Raw genomic sequence first — 21,024 nt, 5'->3', positions numbered from 1 at the left:
AGTACGTCGGCTCCAGCGATTTCCGGACCCCGGGCTGTTGGTGCAGATACGGGCATCGTTCTGTTCCCTCATCACTCTGGAACTGAACCCATCATTTACGACGACTGTACTGAGCGGGTCAGCACCGAGCGTCCGCTCACAAGATTTTCCAATGATTAGCCCTCTGGGGCTGTGTCACCGTCGAATCGCTTTAGCTGGTCTGCGGCCGTAAACGCGTATCTGCCAACGAGCGCCGTGCTTGCCATGCTCGTCAGCCCGCCGCCCGCGAATAGCATCCCCATAATAACGAACTGATACTCGGCAGCGTACAGTGGATTCTCACCCGCAAGGATCATGCCAGACATCATGCCAGGGATGTAGACGAGACCCAGACTCTTGAGCGAATCAACCGTCGGGATGAGCGACGCACGAACGCTTTTCGTTACGTACTCGGTGATGACGGTTTCGGGGCGAACGCCGAGTGCAAGCACCGCCTCGATTTGGGCACGATTGGATTGGATCTCTCCCTTGAGTCGATCGAGCGCCAGCGAGTTCGTTTTCATCGCGTTTGCGATGATCATGCCACCCACTGGAATGAGGTTGCGAACGGTCGGAGCGATCGCCCCTGCCCACACCATGAGGACGATGACGAGTCCCGCGCCAAAGAGAATGCTCACGAACGAAACGCGCAACACGCCCGGCACGGCTTCGCCGCGATCCTTCGAGATCCACGCCGCAATCGCGATCATCACCAGCAACACGACAGCTGTCCACGCTACCGGAACCGTAAAGAGGATGCCAATGAACGCGCCCATGGCGATGACCTGGACGAATCCGCGCACGAACGCCATGCCGAGTTCCCGTTCCAAATCGAGATTGCGGGCGTATGAAACGCCCAGTACCACGATCGCGAGCACCGTGGCAACCGCAACCTGACCGAGGCCCCGCCAGACGACCGGCGCCTGTAGCTGCTCGGAAAGCGTCATTCGATCACCGCAGACGGGGTATCAAACTGTCGCAGCCGACCGCCTTCGATTCGGGCAACCCGGTCTGCCAATCGCTGGGCCTGGCTGTGATCGTGCGTGACGAGACAGCAGGTGAGATCGAATTCGGGTATCAGATCCATAAGTAGTGCTTCGACCTGTTGTTCAACATTGGCGTCAAGGCTCGCAGTCGGTTCATCGAGCAACAGCACCTCCGGACAGTTGAACACCGACCGCGCAATCGCAACGCGCTGGCGTTCGCCACCGGAGAGTGCTTCAATAGCACGATCACCATACCCAGCCAAATCCACGCGAGAAAGAAGTTTTGAGGCCCTATCCCTGTCGATCGACTCTCCTCGCAACCGTGGACCAGTCGTGACGTTTTCGGTGACCGTTCCGGACCGGAGTGTGGCCTCCTGTGGAACGTATCCAACACGACGGCGAAGTCGCTGTGGCTCGATTTCTCGGTAATCGACCCCATCGAGATACACCGTCCCTCCTGTTGGCTCATCGAGTCGGTTGAGAAGTCGCAACAGGGAGGATTTTCCCGCACCTGACGGGCCGATGATCGCAACCACCGACTGCTCGGGGACGGCGAATGAAATATCCTCAATAATTGCTTCATTCCCAACGCTGTACGACAGCGCCTCTGTCTCCAGTTTCGGTTCCATCCCTGGCGGGCGTACGACCGGCGACCATTTTAAGCCGCGGACCCAACGGTGTCTACAGCGCATCCCCGTGTGGCTGGTTTTTGTGCATGCTAAGCAAACGCTTTTGAAATTGTGGTGTCTACCGAGGAGCAACGATGGCCGAATCGGTGAGCGAAATGCTGCGCCAGGAGGTGGATTGCGACTGTTTGCTGGAGTGTTTTCACGATCTCGACGGAATTGACGACGATATTTTCGACCTGCTGACTGCGTCGGAGGACCCACAGACGATCGATGAGATAGCAGCCACAATCGAACGAGAACGCTCGACGGCCTACCGGTCGGTCCAGCGACTGTGTGCGGCTGATCTGCTCGAAAAAGAGCAAATTAACTACGATCACGGCGGCTACTACCACGTCTATCAGGCCCGCGACAGCAGCACAATTGCCCAGGAGATGCGAGCAATGCTCGAAGAGTGGTACACTGAAGTCGGCGGTCTCATCGACGAGTTCGAGGAGACCGACGACATCACACCCTCAAATAATCGGTGACATCCTGGACCACCGGCACACCCGGTCGCAGTGAGACGACACTCATGAGAGCGAGCCAAACGTCGCGACGAGCTCGCCATCGACAAACCGGCGCTGGCGATAGCCAAGGGCGTTCGTCAGCATGGTGTGGCCAAGGAACGTCGTCGTGTGCTCAAGGAGGCCAAACGGGTGCAAATTCGACTGCTCCGCCGGTGGAAGCAGGCTTCCAATGCAGTGAATTGTGCCCGTTGCGTCGTCCGTGAGCGAGCCAGCGGACACATATTGGGTGGGTGAGCCCTCAATACCGAACGGATCGTCGTGGGTGTAGCCAGCAACCGTTCCGCCGGCTGCTTCGAACTGATCCGGATCGAGCACGGTCAGTGGTGCACTCCCGGGGACGCTGAGTGCATACCCTGTGGGTGCGACTTTCCAGAGTTCGCGCTGAATCGGTCGAGTGCCCGCAAGCAACGGATGGTCGTCGTTGCGTTCGGATAAAAACGGGATGTAGATCGTGATATCAGTGATGGCAGAGTGTGAAAACGGAGCCCCAAGCGACGTTTCGAGATCGCCAAGCAACGACACACCCCGATCTGTGAGGACAAGCGTGCCACCCGCGTCGACGAATGCGTCGAGCTGTGCGCAATAGCCATCGACGGATCGGCCATCGTCATGGGAAATCACGACGGAATCGACGGTTCGTCTGTGGCTGTTGCCCTTCAACAGCGCACCGTTTGCGATCGCCTCGATGGAGCTATCGGTAAGGGGCTCGGTCACCGGTCCGGTCGAGTGTGCTGATGGTACCGTATCGGTTGTCATCGCCGCCGCGTACGAATCGAAGTACGCCTGGGGCGAAACTGCGTATGGCCGTTGCTGGTAGCCAAGGGTCGCAACCGGATCAGGTGCTGTTACGGAGTCAGTCAGGTTTCCGGTCACCACTGTCGATCGACAGACGATATCGGCCGTTGCCGTGGGGCCGACGGTTTTGTACGTCACGGTCCACTCGCCCGCTACCGGCTCGTCGATCGTCCACTCCGCGGCGTGTCTGTCTGCCAGCGCATTGTACGTGGCGTACACTCCTCGGTTCGGATCGCGGAGCGTGCACCGTACAGGGGTAGTGTGCTCGATTGACACCGAAAGCTGCGTCGCTCCGTCCGGTACCGACACCACCTGTGTGGCGGGCCGGCGCGTCCCTGTGAGTGTGACGGTTTCAGTCTGTTTGTCCGTGTCGACGAACGAGAGCGCACTCGACCGGCGGGTTAACCCATCGGTTGTCACGACTGCGGTCGATCGTCCCCCGTGATCGATCGTGGCCGACACGGTAGAATCGAGCTGCTCCACTGTGGCTCGGATGACCGCCTGGTATCCAGCCACCCAGAGCTCAGTGAGCCACGGCAGATAGGGGCGTCGTGACAACGCCCGATTGTCCCAGCCCATCTCATGAGCCATCATCGTCATGTCGAGGCCACCGGTTTCTTCCGGTTGACTCATCCAGCTAATGAGCGTTCCAGTCGTCGTATACTGGATGGTATCGAAGATGGTGCCATAATCATAGCTGCGAGCGGGAAGCGTTGAAGCGTCAAGTCGTTCGTTCAGCGCCTCAAACCGCTCGCGATTGTCCGCGAGACGATCACCGAGCGTCGCTTCGAGTCGGCGTTCGAGCTGGCGATTCCATTCGTAAATCTCGTGGAAATCCGCGTTATCGTACTGATCGTTGACGAGAAGCCCTTCGATGAAATTCTCCGAGGTAAACATCCCGTGGAGGTCAGTTCCAATTTCAAGCTTCTCGTACGATCGGAAAAAATCCACGATAGACAGTGCATCGGGGACGACCGTCCGGTACCGGCCGTGACAGTCCGTATCGACACCTGGCCGGTCATCGGTGAGATTTTCGCCAGCTGGCTCAGCCGGAAAATGGACGGGATCGATCCATCCGGCCGTCGGATACTGACGATTCGGATCGACGCCGGTCGCCGTCTCTCGTCTGAACGAGTTGTGTTCGGTCGTCCCATCACCGTCGAGATCCACGGCGTACTGCTGGTTTCGGGCGACCCAGCCGTCCGGATTCGCGAAGGCGAACACCAGCGCAATCTCATCGAGCAGTGACGCAATGGCGGGGTCTTCACCCTCGAGCAACCGCTCGATGAACCGACACCCGGCCTCGGTACCCGAGCGCTCATCCCCATGAATCGAAAGCACGAACAGTGCTTTTTCTTTGGCTGCGAACGCTTCCGGGTCTCTAACGTTCTCGGTGAGTTCGACCACCCGAAGCTGTTTGGAATCGGTACTGTCCGTGAACAAATTCCGGTGGCCAGGACTCTCGCCCGCCGATCGCATTCTGATTCGATCACCGTGGCGCTCGATGAGCTGATCGATGCCGTCGATCATCTGCTCGTAATCGATGAAATCGACGGCCCTATCGGGCGACGGAAAGATCCCATCCGGATACTGTCCCAGCTGCCAGAACGGATTCGATCCCGGAGCGTATTGCAGTTGGTCGACAACCGAATGATCTCTGAGCGAACGGGCAGTGGTGGCTGCTACTTTGAGCCACGCCGCTGGTTGGGGTGTCGTCGTCGTTCGAAACCGATCGGTCGCATACGGTTCGACTACATCGAATGCCGGCTCCGTGAGCGTTACGAGCGTCGGAATAGTGTACTCATCGTCCACCTGCTTGCGTACGAAATCGTACAGCTCTGTAGACCCTTCCAGGGTATCCGACGATGTTTCAGCCAACGATGTCGGTATGGCGATCGCTCCAGCCGTCGCTGCCGATAGACGGACGAACGTCCGTCGGTCGAGCGGGATCGAATTGGTTTCAGTAGCCTGTACATCCCTGCTGTGATCGGACATATTGGATAATCACCAGCCACACCAACAGGACACCAATAGTTAATTATATTCTAGTATACCTTATAATAAGTACACACAACATGGATTTATTGCCAGCAGGTCTGCGCGTCAGTTAGGCAAGTCACTCAATGTCGATGTACGTAACCGAATTCGAAGAGTCGGCGTTTCTGGCGAGCGCACGGACCCGTTCGATTCGTTCGTCGGTAGGCGGATGGGTAGCGAGCGCGCGTTGAAGCCGGTTCGTTTTTTGCGCTCGTTTCGGGAACAACACCGCAACGATGCTCTCTGGCGGTTCGTTTGCTTGCTGGATCGATTCGAGTGCCAGAGCCAGCGCGAGCGGATCGTCCAGCACTTCGACGGCACGTTTATCGGCGGCATGTTCCTGATGGCGGGCGTACGCCCGGAGCAAAAGCGTCGGGGCAATGAACAAGACCAGCGTGCATCGAACGAACAGCCGGCGAATACGGTGGCCGACCGTGTGCGAGCCACTCACTGGTCGGTCCATGAGAAGCGACAGCCCCCACCCAAACATAGTGAGCACAACCAGGAGCACAATGACGAACATAAGCAAGAGACTGACCAGCACGCGGAGAACGCTCTCGATGAGCGTTCGCAGTAGTCCGTCGTTCCGTTCGAGATGTGCCAGTTCGTGGGCAAACACACCCTCAATCTCCGCCGGTGAAAGCAACCGAAGCAACGACTTGTCAATCACGAGCGCGTCAGTACCGAGAACGAACGCCGTCGGCGTGTTCGTCCGCGAAAGATACAATGTTGGTCGATCGACTGCCATTCGTTCGTGTAACCGGTCGAGGCTTGCGTGTAACGACGGCGCTCTAGAGTGAGGAAGTTCCGACACGGGGAGTCGTGACAACAACCGTTCACCGCTGGACTGGTGGCTCAAAACACCCACGAGCAGCGACAGCCCCACCGCCGCCACCAGTACGGTGACCAGCGTTGTGCTCATCACGACCGCAACGATTGTACGGACCACGAGGGCGGCGCTGCCGACAGCGAACACCAACAGCCACAGACCCATGGGAACCGCGACCCACCGTGGCAGACGATTCGAACGAGACACACACCGAATACGTGATCGGGAAGCAAAACGGTTTGTACACGTGTTCGGGTACAACGGTGGGCCACTCTGGGGTGCTATCCATGTGGATAAGCAACCGTCACAATCGCCAAAGATTGATTGGATGGCGATTACATATCTGCAGTATGGTCTCCAGACGGCAGAAAGCAGTGCTGGAATTTTGTCTTTCAGTGTTGCTGTTGCCTCTCATTTTACGGCTCCAATCGAACCGTGACGAACCACTCGTTCACACTCGCGCGTTTGCAATCGGTGCTGGGCACACGCTCATCGTGAGCTGGCTCTCCGACCACGACATTTGGAATGTTCGGACCAACTGGGTGCGGCGTTTCGGAGTGGGGCTCACCCAGCAAGGACTGCTACGCGTGCTCACTCGCCGATCCGACGACCAGCTCGCTACGGCAAACCAGTTCGGGTGTGGATCGGTGCTCGCCGGGGCGCTCTATCGCTTTTGGTATGGCGTGCTACTGCCGCCGCCCGAGTGAATGCTGGCACAGACCGGCAATCGATGCGTCGGCCAGACTACTGAGCGAGATAGCCCCCTTCGACTTCGAGCCCAGTACCGGTGACGAACGACGCGTCTTCAGAACAGAGCCAGAGCACCGCCGCTGCCACTTCCTCGGGCTGTCCGAGCCGACCAACCGCGTGTTGGTCTTCTAAAAACGCCAGGGTTTCTGCATCCATATCGCTGAGTAGCGGCGTATCGATAAATCCAGGACAGACGGCATTCACACGGACTGGCCCATCACCAATTTCGAGAGCGGCGGTCTTGGTTAGCCCCATGACGCCGTGTTTGGCGGCAACGTAGCCTGATGAGGTAGCAAATCCCACCTTGCCGAGGATGGACGCATTGTTCACGATGGCACCACCATCGGATTGTTGATAGAACTGCTTGAGTTCGGCTTGTAGACAGTTGAATACACCGATTAGATTGACCTGAATCACACTAACCCAATCCTCGGGGTCGTACTCCATGATTGGTTCCGATTGGCCGCCGATACCGGCGTTGTTGAACGCAAAATCAAGCCGTCCAAACTCCTCGACGGCGCGTGCCACCATCGTCTGTGCGTCGTCTGGACTGGTCACATCGGTTTCGACAAATAGAGCCGATCCACCGTTATCGGTGATCGATTCGACCGTCTCTTTGCCGCCTGTGATATTAATATCGGCAACAACCACACTGGCACCCGCTTCAGCAAATGCCGTCGCCGTCGTTCGCCCAATCCCCGATCCCCCACCGGTCACGACCGCCACGCTCCCATCGAACGAGACCATACCGAACGTTCGCCGAGTGGACTAAAAAACGGTATAGAAGGCTCAATCGACCACTGGAAGAACGCGAGCCCCTACCAGCGTGGCCCACATCAGCCACGCCAATGGCCGGACGGGACACTCGCCAGCCGATCGTCATCGGCGTCGCCGTAGCGCTTTGTATCGCTATCGCCATCGCCATCGGCGTCGCATTGCTCAATGATGAGGATCCTTCCGAAAGAGATGTCGCTGGAACCCCACTGGATGGCTGTACAACGATCGATACGCCAGGGCGCTACACGCTTCGCTCAAACGTCACCGATGTGACTGATCACAACTGTCTCCGTATTACAGCCGATGATGTCATACTCGAGGGAGGATCCCACCGAATCGACGGACAGGGGACCTTCGGAACGGCCGGCGTGCTCGTTGGTGGATTCAATAGGCCGGTTGCAAATGTTACTGTCAGAAATCTCACCGTCACCGACTGGGACGACGGCATTCGGTATCTTCGGGTAACAGACGGAACCGTCACAGCGACACGTACAGCCGACAACCGAATTGGAATCACACTGTTGCGGACGAACAACTCCCGTGTGGTGAGAAATTATGCGCACTCGAACGCCGTCTACGGCATCTCACTCCAGGAACACAGCACTAAAAACACACTCGTCAAAAATCGGGCGGCTGAGAACACGCTCTTTGGGATCGAACTCGTGGCAAATGCATCGAACAACCGGCTCATATCGAATCAAGTGTCTCGAAACGAACACGGGCTTGCCCTGATCGGTGTCGATAACACCACCGTGGTGAACACCACCGCAAGGTCAAATCGGATCGCTGGCATCTGGAGTTCGGAGTCGGATGGCACCACACTGGTGAACAACACCGTTTCGAACCGGTTCTACGGGATCTATCTCGGCGATCAAACGAATGCCAATCGACTGGTGGCCAACCGGGCTATTGACAACAGGGTTGGGTTGCGCTTGCTTCACAGCGCGAACAACCTGCTGGCAGGCAACGTTGCCACCAGCAACCGGATCGAAGGTATTCTCCTGTTGGCCAGCGACAACACCGTTCTCAGAGAGAATCATCTCACAGACAACGGTGCTGGTGTCGTTGTTGCCCGCTCAAGCAACGTCTCTCGAGAGCGCGGTTGAGAACCGACAAACGCATCACTAAAGGCGAGTATTCATTCGAACCATCGCTTTCCTTATAAAATGGTTTGGGGATGGTACGGAACTGCTGAATCGATCTTCTCTGATTGTTAATTGTTCGCAGGGTGTCGGCGACAACTGATTTTGATGTCGCACGGAATTGCTAGAATGACCATGTCGACCACTCCCATATCCATCGGTCGGCGGTCGATGCTGCGGGCAGTCGCTGGACTGTCCGTGTTTGGGCTCACTGGAAAGGGCATTGCAAACCAATTGCAGCGCGCCGGCAGAGATGAGTGGCGCCAATTGGGTGGAACCCCGGCGAACACCTCCTTTCTCCCCTCGGGGAGTGGTCCTCGCGAAAATCCCTCAATCTCATGGCAAGCCCCGGCAACGGTTGAGGCAGATGGCGTTGCAGTGCTCGAAGACCGCGTATACTACGGCGATCATCGGACTTTGAAAGCGCTCACTCCCACCGATGGGACGCCACAATGGACGGCCACGGTACGGGATGAATCGGATACAAACGAGAATGATCCGTACGTCAAATATCCGGCGATAACGTCGGATCACGTCGTTGCGGTGGTCCGATATGGCGATTTTGCACACGCAAACTATCGCTCGACGGCACTGATTGCCCGTAATCGACACGATGGTTCTCACCGGTGGCAAGTGACACCGGCTGGCGACGAGCCTGCCACGCCATTTACCCCACCAGTCGTCACCGATCAGCTCGTCCTCACGGGCGGCCCTGGGATTTCACCAGAGACCGGGCGCGGTGCGTTTGCGTTCGAACCGTCAGATGGATCGGTTCGGTGGCACCGCCCAGGACCAGTGACACCAGTCGCAGTTGCCAACGGTCGCGTCGTTCTTACGGGACCGGACACCGTCGAAGCCGTCGCCATCGAGACCGGCGAGCAACTGTGGAAACGATCGATCTCGGGACTCGAGAGCACTCCATCTGTGGCTGGAGGATCAGTTTTTGTAACGAAAAGCAGTTCGACAACGAACCGACTCGTCGCACTCGACGCAGAGACTGGAACGCCTCAATGGCGGATATCCCTCCCGAAAGCAGGAACCCGATCAGCGGGATCGATCACTGCGATCGACACCAACACGATCTACGTACAGCCTGCCGCCCATCGTGCCGACGTGATCGCCTTCGATCGACGCGATGGTGGGGAACGATGGCGAACCACAATCGACCAGCCGGATGGGGTTCGGTCAGTTCCAACCAGTGGCGGCACAAGAACTGGCGATGTACTGTATCTCGGTGGCGCAATCATCGATCCGGTGGATGGATCCGTTACAGAGCAAATTTCGTTCGAAAACGCCGACGAATCTCGGTATCTCCTCGCTGTCGCCGGCGGGCGGAGCTACTTCGGTGGTGCGCGGTTGACGGTCGTGGCGTGACCGTCAGCAAGACGGTGTTTTCTCCTCGTCGCCAAACTGGAAGCCGCCGTTCGAGCCGCCTGAACCGGTGGTCCCAGTGGAATCAGTAGTGCCCGTCGAACTACTTCCGCCACTGGATCCAGTTGTGCCCGTGTTCCCACCGGATGAGGTCGACCCATCGTTCGAGTTGCCGGAAACGCCAGTGTCGGTCACACAATCCTCAGCCGTGCCATCTGATCCGTTCGATTGATCCGTTCCCGTGGATGGGTTGGAGTCAGTCGATCCGGTCGAACCCTCGGACTCCTCGGTATCGGTCTCAACTTCCGTCTCCGTCGAATCATCTGCTCCCGTCGAATCTTCTGACTTCCCGGTGTCGGTCTCAACTTCCGTCTCCGTCGAATCATCCGTTCCCGTCGAATCTTCGGGCTCCTCGGTGTCGGTCTCAACTTCCGTCTCCGTTGAGTCGTCCGTTCCCGTCGAATCACCAGATTCGTCCGTCCCGGTTGAGCTATCGCCAGATCCGTTCGAAGGAGACTCACACCCCGCACATCCACTGCAGTTGCCACACCCAGAACAACCGTCACAGGAAGGCCCCGCACAGCCAGAACAGCCAGAACACTGTGAACAGCCTTTACAGCCAGAACAACCGCTGTCGTCCGGAACTGGACAGTCCAGGTCGTTGATCGCAGCGATCTCGTAGATCTGACGAATTGCCTCGTTCGTCGATCGCAGTATCGACGCTGCCTGTTCTACCTCCGCGTGTGAGCCCTCGATGTTCTGCAACGTTGCATCGAGAGCTTCTGCGCTCTGTGCACCCTGGATCTCGGAGAGCAGATCCATCCGATCGGCAGTGGTGAGAAGATTCATCAGCTCCGTGTGTGTTGCGGAGGTGATCTGTGACTGCAGACCAAGCACGGACTCACGCGAAACTGTCTCAATGTGATTTACCAGCGACTTCGAATCAAGCGTTGTATACTCTCCGTTGAGCGTATCGACGGTCTCGTTGATCTGCGAAACCTGCGTCTGTGCCTGAATTCGTTCAGGAGCTGTCGCCAACGCAGACGCACCGACGGCCATCGCACTGGTCGCCTTCAAAAATCCACGACGACTCGATCCGGATGAGCCGCCCTTGCGAGTTTCGTCTGCCATGTTGTTACCAGGTACAACAATGGCCATCTATTAAATATTTTGATTGTAATCGTATCTGTGAATATCTCACAGTTGTCACTGGTTTGAGGACAGTACACAGACGTAATGCAGAAATACATACGCTCACCATTATATTTAAAACGGCGAAAAATGAGCAATACAACACTGTATACTACATAACTGAATCCGAGTGAATAATTTATTACACTTATTTATGTGGATCTAGTACCAGCACAGATAATGACTGGGCAGTTATATCTAATAAATTCCTTCATAGAATATAATAATATAATATATTATATTCATATAATATACCTATTTTCCAGAATATTCGGTCAAGTATTTATCCCGTCACGACCCATAGGCCATCATCTTCGTCGAACAATCGGTCGGAATCAGGGCAGAGATTAGCGTGCGCGCGTAAACAAATATAATATAAATTGTGAAGATCACAGCTGAGATCATCGAGAAACGTTCGGTTGAGCCTCTAACGACAAATAACAGTCTTATTGATAACGAATAATAAGAATAGGCCACTATATTATTTCGTACATCAGTAGCGAGGACAGGATAATCCATCGAGCCAGACCAGTATAATAGCATCTGTATCTGCTATTAACAGGAGATTCTATCTGACCTCCCAGCCAAGGAAGTCCAACTTATCCAATTATTTTTATTGCCCCATCATTCATAACAAATCCGCCATCTTAATATATTCTATACTATAAAGTATGTAATATAATATCTTTGAACCAGACTAGCATCGTGCATTGCCATCAACCACCTGATATAAATTTGATTACACCCACCGGTATATTCTTACCAATTGAACGATGTTATACAACAGCATGTCGATCGATAGCCAGTCGATAGTCCGGAGTGTTGATGGTGACCGACTGCAGGCCGACATCGAAACGAACGCGTCGTTCGGATCGATTCCGGTTGATAAGGGCGAAGGGCGGACAGTGTTAACGGGGACGCCGGCCAACCGAGCGGCAAGGGAGTATCTGATCGAACGAATGACCGATGCCGGCCTAGAGATCCGCATTGATCCGGTTGGAAACATCGCGGGCCGCTACGATCCCACGACATCACAATCCTCTCGTGCACCGGTCGCGACGGGAAGCCATCTCGACTCGGTGCCTGAAGGCGGGATCTTCGATGGCGTGCTTGGTGTCTACGGCGCACTCGAGGCTGTACGAGCGCTCCAGGACGCAGAGATCGACCTCGAACGGCCAGTGGAAGTGGTCTGTTTCACCGAAGAGGAGGGTGGACGCTTCGCAGATGGAGTGCTTGGCTCATCAGTAGCCTGCAGGAAACGGTCGGTCGAATCCGCACTCGCGCTCAAAGACGAGGACGGAACGACCCTCGAAGACGCATTGACGGCAATCGACGCCAGCGGAACCGACCAAATCGATGCACGATCGTGGGACAGTTGGCTCGAACTACACGTCGAACAGGGTGAACGGCTCGAATCGGCGGGGAAAGCCGCCGGTATCGTCACCGCGATTACGGGAACAGTCCGCTGCTCGATCGAAATCACCGGTGAAGCGAACCACTCGGGATCCACTGCCATGAACGACCGAACCGACGCACTCGCCGCAGCAAGCGAACTCGTGCTGACGGTCGAAGCCACGTCGGAGGAGCTCGTCGAGCACACGAGCGAGTCGCTCGTTGGAACTGTCGGATCATTGTCTCTCAGTCCGAACGCGGTCAACGTCGTTCCGGGGACCGTCACGCTCGGACTCGACGTTCGAGACGTTCAGACGGAAACGATAGAGACCGTCATCGACCGGGTTAGGACGACCCTCGACAGACTCGAAGCCGAGCGAGGGGTCGAAACCGAGTTCGAACGGCCCTACAACATCGACCCGATCGAAATGGACGACCGATGTCAGAACGCACTGTCCGCTGCTGCAGCCGCTGGTGACATCGACACCCTGAAACTGCACTCCGGTGCCGGCCACGACACGATGCACGTTGGGACGGTTACCGACGCCGGGATGATATTTGCCCCCTCGCGCGATGGAATCTCACACAGTCCACGGGAGTGGACCGACTGGAGCGACGCCACGGCGACTACGCGCGTGTTGACCGGTGGGATTGCCCGACTAGCCGGTGGACTATCCGAGTAACACGAGCGAATTTTCGATCAGGGTTTCGCCAGCGACTCGATCGCGTCGGTGATTTCTGTGGCGTGTCCCTCCGGCGATACCGACCGGAAAATTCGCTCGATACTGCCGTCCGGACCGATGAGGAACGTATTTCGTTCGGCGGTTGGCGCGCCATCGCCGTCGGACAGCGAATCGTATCGTCTGGCGGTGGTACCATCGGGATCACTGAGCAGATCGAACGGAATCGACTGCTCGTCTGCGAACGACGCGAGCGCATCGGGGGAATCCGTCGATACGCCCACGACCGACACACCCAGATCGGACAACTGTTCATACGCGGATGCAAACTCGTTTGCCTCAACCGTACATCCGGGCGTCGATGCCCGCGGATAGAAGTACAGAACGAGCGGGGCTCCGCCGAACGATGACAGGGAAACCGCGTCGCCGTCCTGATTCGACAGTTCGAACGCTGGTGCTGGTTCTCCACGTGTAACCATAGTCGAAAACTGGACCGATGGGCGCTTAATCCTTTGGGCGTCTGATCCACGTGCCACACCAATCATTAATTTCACCCAACAGTTAAGCCGTGGTGGCGTGAACCGCGATGCAATGGTGGTAGCTACCACGATAGCGAACGGGACGCTCGTCACTCCGACAGGGATGATAGACGGCGGTGTTGCGATCGATGACGGACAGATTGTCGCCATTGGCGACGAACGGACCCTTCCTGACGCCGAGCGAACGATCGATGCCAGCGACTGTCTGGTGTTTCCGGGCGTCGTCGATCCACACGTCCACATCGACGATCACGTCTCGATCGACACCTACGAGACAGCAACGAAAGCAGCCGCCCTGGGTGGCGTAACGACGGTGATCGATTTTGGCTGGCAGGCATACAGTGGACCGTCCAGTCCCTGGGAGAAACCGGGATCACTCACCGAGGGGATCGAACGAAAGAAAAAGAAGGGAGCGAACGCGGCGATCGATTTCAGCCTCCACGGCGGGATCCTTCGCGAGAGTGAAGCGCTGTTTTCAGAAATTCCAGCACTGGTTGAAAATGGCATCACATCGTTCAAGCTGTACAGTACGTACGATTTCGGGCTCTCAAACGGGTACGCTCGTCGGGTGTTCGAGGCGGTGGCCAACGAGGACGGCGTTGCCGTGGGCCACACCGAAGACGACAGCGTCTGTCGGGCGCTGACTGAACGACTTCGCGAAGGGGGAGAAACCGACCCGGAACGGCTCGCCGACGCCCGCCCTGGCTACGCCGAGGCAATGGCAGCCGACGACTACGCCAGACTCGCGAAAGCAACCGGCGCAAAGTACTACGGCTTTCACACCGCCGCCGGAAGTGCTGCAAACGCACTCGCGCGCTATCACGAAGACGGCAGCCAGATCCGCGCCGAGGCGTGCGTCCATCACACCACACTCACAAGATCGACACACGCAGAACGAGGCAACCTGGCGAAGCTAACGCCGCCGTTGCGAACGAACAAGGATATCGACGAGTTGTTCGATCAACTCACGGGAGGCGTCCTGAAGGTCGTCTCGACGGACCACGTCGCCCAGCTCCGTGAACGAAAGGAACGGACGGAGTGGTGGGAAGATCCGTTTGGCGCAAACGGCCTCCAGCGAAGTCTCACCGTGTTTCACGACGAGGCGGTCAACCGACGAGACCTCTCCTATCCGTTTTTGGTTCGGACGATGTGCACCAATCCAGCGCGAACGTTTGGGCTTTCACAGAAAGGAACGCTCGAACCCGGCACCGACGCCGACATCGTGGTGTTCGACCCGAACGAGACACACACGATCGACGCCACAGATAACGCCTCACTCGCCGACTATTCTCTCTACGACGGCCGGACCGTCACCGGTCGCGTACAAACGACGCTTCTCAGAGGGACGGTCGTCGCAGAAAACGGCGAAATCGTTACCAGTAACGCGGGACAGTTCCTCAAGCGCGATCGACCGACGTGGGAGCCATAACGCTCACAGCTCGGTTACGCGGATCGGCTTTGCTCCAGTTTTGAGCGTCTCTTGTTCCATTTCTCTGAGTTCTGCCTTCGATGCATCCAGCGTCGCAATGTGGTTGCCGGCGAGTTCACCGGCCGGGCTTTTGAAACACGTCGATCCACACGGAATGAGGATCTCCTGTTCGTTACGGTAGCCCGGATAGAACAGGATCTCTCCAAAGGAGGGATACACTGTGTGGTTCTCTCGTGGTACCTCGGGAAGTTCGATCTCATCGATATTGACCCACGTCGCGTGTCCACTCCAGCGGACGTGCATGAGCTCCGATTCGAGCGGCAAAAACTCACGGACGGTCTCGATCGATACCGGGGCAGCGTCTTCGTGAAGCTCGGCAGTGAACGTTCTATCAGCTATTTCGAGTTGTAGTCGACCCATATCCGTTCGAGTGGTCGCACTCCTTGTAAACGTTAGGATTAAACAAAGACTTGATAGTTGATGACTCTGCAAAACACGAACCCCACCGAAGCGAGCGGTTGTGTAAACAGAAATTTAAAGTGGGCCGTCCAACCAGTATACTGGTGACACATGGTACCAACAACTCTGTTCGATATCAGTCGTACAGTGTGGACCGAGGTGACCAATCATGAGTGAGTCACAGAGACTCGATACGCGATTACACGACCGAAAGTTCGTGCGGACGTTCTTCACCTCGCCCACGGCAGTCGAGGGCGAAGAAGACTCGGCGAAAATGCTACGCAGCGCGTCAACGCTTCGCGGAATGCAAGCGCCGGACGTCTGGGTGCCCGACAACGAGGATGCGACCGCGCCATCAATGCGCGATGAAGGCGTCGAGAACATCATCGAGGTGGTCGCAGAGAACGGTGCATCCTTCCCGGGCGAAATCCATCCCCGCGTCGTCTGGCACCGCGACAGTCCGTCAACCCGCAACGCTGGCTTCGAGCAGATGCTCCGGATTGCCGATCCCGACGCCGATGCTGTCGAACACATCGATGGCTTCGTGATCCCGGAGGTTGGCGGGATCGACGACTGGAAAAAGGCTGATGAGTTCATCACTATCATCGAGGACGAACACGGACTGGCATCTGGGTCGCTGGCCATGTCGGTGATCATCGAAAGCGGCGCAGCAGAGCTTGCAATGGGTGAACTCCGCTCTGAGATGGGAAAACCCACCAACAATCTCGAACGGCTCTTCTTGCTCGTTGACGGTGAGGTCGATTACACGAAAGACATGCGGGCGATGACGCCGACAGGCGAGTTGCCGCCCTGGCCTGAACTGCGACACAACACCTCTCGAGCGGCGAGCGCCGCGGGCTGTATCGCCGTTGACGGTCCGTACGACGACATCCGTGATGAAGCCGGCTACAACGAACGGATCGAGGCCAACCAGGCAAAGGGAATGCTCGGTATCTGGTCGTTGACTCCCGGACAGGTGGTGGCTGCGAACAAAAACCCACTGCCGCCAGAGCGCGGAGAGTGGCTGGTGACGGTCGGTGAAAACGCAGAATCACTCACCGAGCGTGACGGCGTCCAGCACTACGACGGAGACGCCCTGGAACTCACCGAAACGAGTGATGGCTATGAGCTTACCGTGAACGGCGACAGTCAGTTGCTCGATGAAGACGAGCTCACGGACAACCTGCTCGATCTCACGGCGTACGTGCCGAGCCTGAACGACATCGTGGATTCGATGGAACAGTTCGAGGCGGCAAGAGACGCTGGTACAGGTGCGATCGCGATGGAACGGTCCGCGACGGTCGTCATCGACGATGTGGCGGTCGATCTCAGTGCCGAACGCATGTGGGACGAAGCGACCTACCAGGCCGCAATGACGCCGGTTCGGCTGTTCCAGGACGTGTATGCCAACCGGCCGGACCAGCACGACGCCCTGGTTGAGCAATACGGTGCGGACGTGGTCAAACGCGCGACTGACGTGGGCAACTGACGCTCGCCGCTCGTCATGGGCGGTGTTTGGGTCGATACATTTTTGCTGTGGGCACCCGCCTTGGCTATCACAATGGGACGAACGATTGGATTCATCGGACTCGGCATCATGGGCCTCCCAATGGCGAAAAATCTGCTCGACGCTGGCTACGACGTAATCGGTCACAACCGGTCGTCAGAACCCGTCGAAGCTCTGCTCGAGTACGGTGGCACGGACGGAACCGATCCACGAACCGTCGCGAGCGACGCCGACACCGTAATTACGTGTCTTCCAGACACGCCAGTCGTCGAATCGATCATTCGGGGAGAGGATGGTGTTCTCGATGGACTGACCGAGGGGACGACGGTCATCGACATGTCGACGATCTCGCCGACCGTGACCGAGGAGCTGGCCACCGAGATCGACGACGCCGGCGGCGCGATGCTCGATGCGCCGATCAGCGGCGGCGAGTCCGGCGCAATCGAAGGCACGCTCTCGATCATGGTCGGTGGAGAAGAGTCGGTGTTCGACGAACACCGCGACGTGTTCGAGGCGATGGGCGAGACAATCACCCACTGTGGGCCAAACGGCGCGGGACAGACGACAAAGGCCTGCAACCAGATCGTGGTCTCAGCACAGATGGTGGGCGTGAGTGAGGCACTCGTGTTCGCAGAAAAGGCCGGGGCGGACTTGCAGGCGGTTGTTGATGCGATCAGCGGCGGTGCAGCAGGCTGCTGGACGCTCGATAATCGGGCCGAGGAGATGATCCGGGGATCGTTCGATCCCGGCTTTTTCGCCTCGTATCAGTACAAAGATCTTCGCATCGCGACCGACGCCGGCGAGGACTTCGGTGTCCCGATGCCACAGACGCAGATCGCCCACGAGCTGTATAAGAGCATGGAGACGACCGGCCGAGGACGTGATGACAACTCCGGAGTGATGCAGATCATCGAAGATCTGGCCGGCGAAACCGCACGCATCGACGAGTAGGTTCCAGTGCGAACCAACGCGCACGAATAACGAAGTTGCGTTATTCTCAATCCACCGTTCGGCACTGTCTACGCTGATATTCACCGATAGACGACCGATACGGCCACAGACAGTCGAACAGACCGGAAATTCGTTGCGCAATCTTGTACGATCGGTTCGTTCGATATACGAAACGTCTCGTTCGCAATGACAGCATTACAGTTGTAATAGCCCACTCCCCTGCGACAGCACTACCGGTGTCATCTGTCCTGATAGATCGGTAAATTCGATCGTGATCAAACGAGTGAATCGGGTGATATCTAGACGAGTAGCTCCCAGTGGTATCGACAGCATCCGAAAATCGGACTGTTCAAAAGTGTGAGAAACGTTCGGTGAGTTCGGCCACAAGCCAGACGGACCACTCTCGTTACTCACGACGGGCTTGTAAACGCGGAGATGATTGGTCATCGGAAACCAACTACTTTATAGTGTGACAGAGTTGTTTGTATATGATACACTCATGGCCTCAGATGACGAACGCATGGTGAAGACAACCACCAAGTCATTTCGAATCCTCGAATATCTCCACGACAGCGGGGGCGCAGGGATATCAGAGATCGCAGACGCACTGGCAATGTCGAAAAGCACCGTTTATAAACATCTGCGGACGCTCGAGGCCGAACGATACGTCGTGCACGATGAAACTGGCACGTACACGATCGGACTCCGGTTTCTCGCACTCGGCGTCGGTGCGCGTCGACAGCAGCCGATCTACGAGACGGCAAAGCCCGAGATTCAACAGCTGGCAGAATCATCCGGAGAAATGGCAAATCTCATGGTCGAAGAGCACGGTCGCGGCGTATTTCTCTATCGTGCGGACAGCAGTCGGGCGGTTAATCTCGACACTCACGCTGGTCGAGAGGTGTATCTGCACACCACCGCGATGGGAAAGGCGATCCTCGCCCAGTACGACACGGAAACGGTCGATCAGATCATCGACCGCCATGGCCTCCCACAGAAGACGCCACACACGATCACCGACCGCGAGACGCTATACGCAGAGTTCGAGACGATACGAGAACGTGGCTTTGCGATCGACCGCGAAGAACGCCTCGAAGGACTCTGCTGTGTTGCCACACCGATTACGACGCCAGACGGGGGTGCACTCGGTGCAATCAGCATCTCTGGGCCCCAGTCTCGAGTGAAAGCCGAGACCCTAGAAACCGAGCTTCCGGAGCTATTACTCAACGCCCGGAACGTGATCGAGCTAAACGTTGCCTACGACTGATACTCTCTGTCTCCGACTGCTTTCTTAGAAGATCGATTTATCGGTCTCCTTGGCGGTGAGGAACTCAAGCAACACTGGAGTGCCGCTTTTCGTGCGTTCGACACCGCGTTCGATAGCGTCGGCAATGTTCTCGGGACGCTCGATGCGTTCGCCATAGCCACCTAGCGATTCGGCGAAATCGGCGTAATGACCGGAGAACGGCGTGTCGTACGACGCCATCTCGAAGTTGTTCAACACGATTTCAATGATTGGGATCTCTTCACGAGCAGCAGTCTCAAAGTCCATTCCGGTCATACCGATGGCACCATCGCCCATGATGTGGACACAGGTTTTCTCAGGGTGGACGAGTTTTGCACCCATCATTAGCCCGAGCCCGTAGCCAAGCTGCGTGGTTTTCCCCCAGCCAACGTACGAGAGCGGCTCCGTCGCCTCGTAAAACGGTGCCATGAAATCACGCGCGTTGCCAGCGTCGTGGGTCACGATGCTGCTTTCTTTATCAAGCACGTTGTCGAGTTCGTTAACAACCCGATACGGATTGATTGGCATCGCATCCGAGGTCAGCTTCGGACGCCACTCTTCGAGCCACGACTCCGTGATTGCGTTGATCTTGGCTGCCACGTCGTCTCGCCGGCCACGTGGCCCATCGACGCGGGCCTGAACCGCAGACACCAGCGACGAAAGGGTGAGTTTGGCGTCGCCGACGAGCGAGTACTCCGAGACGACGTCCTTATCGATATCACCAGCATCCAGCGTCGAGTGAATGACCGTCTTTTCAGGCGGAACGGTGATGCCGTAGGCCGTGTCCGTGAAGCTACACCCCACGCCGAAGATCACGTCCGCCTCCTGGATGAACTGATGGAGGGCTGCGGGTTCGCTCTTCGAGCCGGCACCCAGCGCCAGCGGATGGTCTTCTGGGAACGCGCTCTTGCCGTTGAGACTCGTCCCAACGGGAGCCTCGAGCGTTTCGGCAAGTTTCCGGAGCGGTTCCCACGCCTGGGCGTAGTGGACGCCCTGGCCGGCGTATAGCACTGGATTGTCCGCCGTGAGCAACACGTCGGCGATTGCTTCGATGCCATCTGGATCGGGACCGGGACTGGTAGCCTCTGTAGGCGTATAATCGAACGACGACACCTCCTCACCGAACACGTCCTTTGGAACCTCAACGACGGACGGACGGGGACGTCCGTTGCGAGCCGCGTTGAACGCGCGACGCATCGTCTCATCGACCGCGTCCGGGTCTGTCAGTTGCTCACACGTTTTGCTCACCGGCTGGTAGGTGAGAAACGAGTTGAACCGTGGATCGACGTCAGTTCCCGACCGGTCGTAGCCAGCGGGGATCGCAACCAGCGGCGCAGATTCCGCGTAGGCCTGTGCGACACCCCCAATCGAATTCTCGGTTCCTGGTCCGTGTTGACACGCAAATGCAGCGATCTCCTCGCCCGAACTCACGCGACCGATGCCGTCGGCCATGTGAAGTGCCGTCCGCTCCTGTCTGGTGATAATCGTCCGAATGCCGGCCTCCTCCGCTTTTCCTGTATCGAACAACGGGTTGCTCGGAAACCCAACGCAGTACTCTACACCCTCAGCTTCCAGAACCGCAACGAGTGACTCGGTGACGTTCATGGTAGTCCGCCATCTCTCGATGGCCATCTATGTGACTATATGGCGTCATAATAAAACTATCCCTCATCCGACATCCTTCATCGTTT

General features: G+C 57.1%; 18 protein-coding genes. 9 read left to right on the top strand and 9 right to left on the bottom strand.

Annotated elements, in window-relative coordinates:
• Positions 1 to 155: 155 nt before the first annotated feature.
• Together JXQ78_RS17500 and JXQ78_RS17495 are read right to left on the bottom strand one after the other, a co-directional pair.
• Positions 156 to 965, bottom strand: a complete 810-nt coding sequence (locus JXQ78_RS17500; RefSeq protein WP_330633130.1) for an ABC transporter permease — start codon at positions 963 to 965, stop codon at positions 156 to 158.
• Positions 962 to 1,633 (bottom strand): ABC transporter ATP-binding protein, encoded by a 672-nt coding sequence (locus tag JXQ78_RS17495; RefSeq protein ID WP_330633129.1) that lies wholly within the window; start codon positions 1,631 to 1,633, stop codon positions 962 to 964. Before JXQ78_RS17495 ends, JXQ78_RS17500 begins: the two co-directional genes overlap by 4 nt.
• A gap of 134 nt (positions 1,634 to 1,767) precedes the next feature.
• Here JXQ78_RS17495 and JXQ78_RS17490 point away from each other — a divergent pair, with 134 nt between their 5' ends.
• Positions 1,768 to 2,160, top strand: a complete 393-nt coding sequence (locus JXQ78_RS17490; protein ID WP_330633128.1) for a helix-turn-helix domain-containing protein — start codon at positions 1,768 to 1,770, stop codon at positions 2,158 to 2,160.
• 42 nt (positions 2,161 to 2,202) lie between these two features.
• Here JXQ78_RS17490 and JXQ78_RS17485 read toward each other — a convergent pair whose 3' ends face one another.
• Together JXQ78_RS17485 and JXQ78_RS17480 are read right to left on the bottom strand one after the other, a co-directional pair.
• Positions 2,203 to 4,989 carry a M14 family zinc carboxypeptidase gene (locus tag JXQ78_RS17485; protein WP_330633127.1) on the bottom strand — a complete coding sequence of 929 codons (2,787 nt, stop codon included), beginning with the start codon at positions 4,987 to 4,989 and terminating at the stop codon, positions 2,203 to 2,205.
• Positions 4,990 to 5,110: 121 nt separating this feature from the next.
• Entirely contained in the window at positions 5,111 to 6,067 is a 957-nt protein-coding gene (locus JXQ78_RS17480; protein ID WP_330633126.1) for a M48 family metallopeptidase, read from the bottom strand.
• Positions 6,068 to 6,210: 143 nt separating this feature from the next.
• Between JXQ78_RS17480 and JXQ78_RS17475 the strand changes: the two genes are divergently transcribed.
• Positions 6,211 to 6,567 carry a hypothetical protein gene (locus JXQ78_RS17475; RefSeq protein ID WP_330633125.1) on the top strand — a complete coding sequence of 119 codons (357 nt, stop codon included), beginning with the start codon at positions 6,211 to 6,213 and terminating at the stop codon, positions 6,565 to 6,567.
• A 37-nt stretch (positions 6,568 to 6,604) separates the two neighbouring features.
• Here the strand turns inward: JXQ78_RS17475 and JXQ78_RS17470 are convergent, their stop codons facing one another.
• Entirely contained in the window at positions 6,605 to 7,357 is a 753-nt protein-coding gene (locus JXQ78_RS17470; protein ID WP_330633124.1) for an SDR family NAD(P)-dependent oxidoreductase, read from the bottom strand.
• Between the two features lie 101 nt (positions 7,358 to 7,458).
• Here JXQ78_RS17470 and JXQ78_RS17465 point away from each other — a divergent pair, with 101 nt between their 5' ends.
• Positions 7,459 to 8,493 carry a right-handed parallel beta-helix repeat-containing protein gene (locus JXQ78_RS17465; RefSeq protein WP_330633123.1) on the top strand — a complete coding sequence of 345 codons (1,035 nt, stop codon included), beginning with the start codon at positions 7,459 to 7,461 and terminating at the stop codon, positions 8,491 to 8,493.
• A gap of 171 nt (positions 8,494 to 8,664) precedes the next feature.
• A complete protein-coding gene (locus tag JXQ78_RS17460) occupies positions 8,665 to 9,903 on the top strand; it encodes a PQQ-binding-like beta-propeller repeat protein (RefSeq protein WP_330633122.1) in 1,239 nt (412 codons plus the stop codon).
• Positions 9,904 to 9,906: 3 nt separating this feature from the next.
• Here the strand turns inward: JXQ78_RS17460 and JXQ78_RS17455 are convergent, their stop codons facing one another.
• The gene (locus JXQ78_RS17455; RefSeq protein ID WP_330633121.1) at positions 9,907 to 11,031 is read right to left on the bottom strand and encodes a heterocycloanthracin/sonorensin family bacteriocin; all 1,125 of its coding nucleotides are present in this window, start codon (positions 11,029 to 11,031) and stop codon (positions 9,907 to 9,909) included.
• Between the two features lie 848 nt (positions 11,032 to 11,879).
• Here JXQ78_RS17455 and JXQ78_RS17450 point away from each other — a divergent pair.
• On the top strand, positions 11,880 to 13,166 hold the full coding sequence (locus tag JXQ78_RS17450; protein WP_330633120.1) for a Zn-dependent hydrolase: 1,287 nt from the start codon (positions 11,880 to 11,882) through the stop codon (positions 13,164 to 13,166).
• A gap of 17 nt (positions 13,167 to 13,183) precedes the next feature.
• Here JXQ78_RS17450 and JXQ78_RS17445 read toward each other — a convergent pair whose 3' ends face one another.
• Positions 13,184 to 13,642, bottom strand: coding sequence for a peroxiredoxin (locus tag JXQ78_RS17445; protein WP_330633119.1), 459 nt, complete (start codon positions 13,640 to 13,642; stop codon positions 13,184 to 13,186).
• Positions 13,643 to 13,754: 112 nt separating this feature from the next.
• Here JXQ78_RS17445 and JXQ78_RS17440 point away from each other — a divergent pair, with 112 nt between their 5' ends.
• Entirely contained in the window at positions 13,755 to 15,131 is a 1,377-nt protein-coding gene (locus JXQ78_RS17440; RefSeq protein WP_330633118.1) for a dihydroorotase, read from the top strand.
• A gap of 3 nt (positions 15,132 to 15,134) precedes the next feature.
• On the opposite strand, the gene JXQ78_RS17435 is transcribed toward JXQ78_RS17440, so the two are convergent.
• Positions 15,135 to 15,551, bottom strand: a complete 417-nt coding sequence (locus JXQ78_RS17435) for a DUF3830 family protein (RefSeq protein ID WP_330633117.1) — start codon at positions 15,549 to 15,551, stop codon at positions 15,135 to 15,137.
• Between the two features lie 208 nt (positions 15,552 to 15,759).
• On the opposite strand from JXQ78_RS17435, the gene aceB reads away from it, so the two are divergent.
• The 3 genes from aceB (at position 15,760) to JXQ78_RS17420 (ending at position 19,315) form a co-directional block, all read left to right on the top strand.
• Positions 15,760 to 17,079, top strand: a complete 1,320-nt coding sequence (aceB, locus tag JXQ78_RS17430) for a malate synthase AceB (RefSeq protein WP_330633116.1) — start codon at positions 15,760 to 15,762, stop codon at positions 17,077 to 17,079.
• A gap of 72 nt (positions 17,080 to 17,151) precedes the next feature.
• A complete protein-coding gene (locus tag JXQ78_RS17425; protein ID WP_330633115.1) occupies positions 17,152 to 18,048 on the top strand; it encodes an NAD(P)-dependent oxidoreductase in 897 nt (298 codons plus the stop codon).
• A gap of 499 nt (positions 18,049 to 18,547) precedes the next feature.
• Positions 18,548 to 19,315, top strand: a complete 768-nt coding sequence (locus JXQ78_RS17420) for an IclR family transcriptional regulator (protein ID WP_330633114.1) — start codon at positions 18,548 to 18,550, stop codon at positions 19,313 to 19,315.
• Between the two features lie 24 nt (positions 19,316 to 19,339).
• Here JXQ78_RS17420 and JXQ78_RS17415 read toward each other — a convergent pair whose 3' ends face one another.
• Complete coding sequence (locus JXQ78_RS17415) at positions 19,340 to 20,938, bottom strand: thiamine pyrophosphate-requiring protein (RefSeq protein ID WP_407934090.1); 1,599 nt, start codon at positions 20,936 to 20,938, stop codon at positions 19,340 to 19,342.
• Positions 20,939 to 21,024: the final 86 nt, after the last annotated feature.

This window comes from Halocatena halophila (assembly GCA_027563145.1).
Taxonomy (GTDB): domain Archaea; phylum Halobacteriota; class Halobacteria; order Halobacteriales; family Haloarculaceae; genus Halocatena; species Halocatena halophila.
Note: the sequence above shows the minus strand (reverse complement) of the source record. Positions and strands in the feature narration are given on the sequence as shown.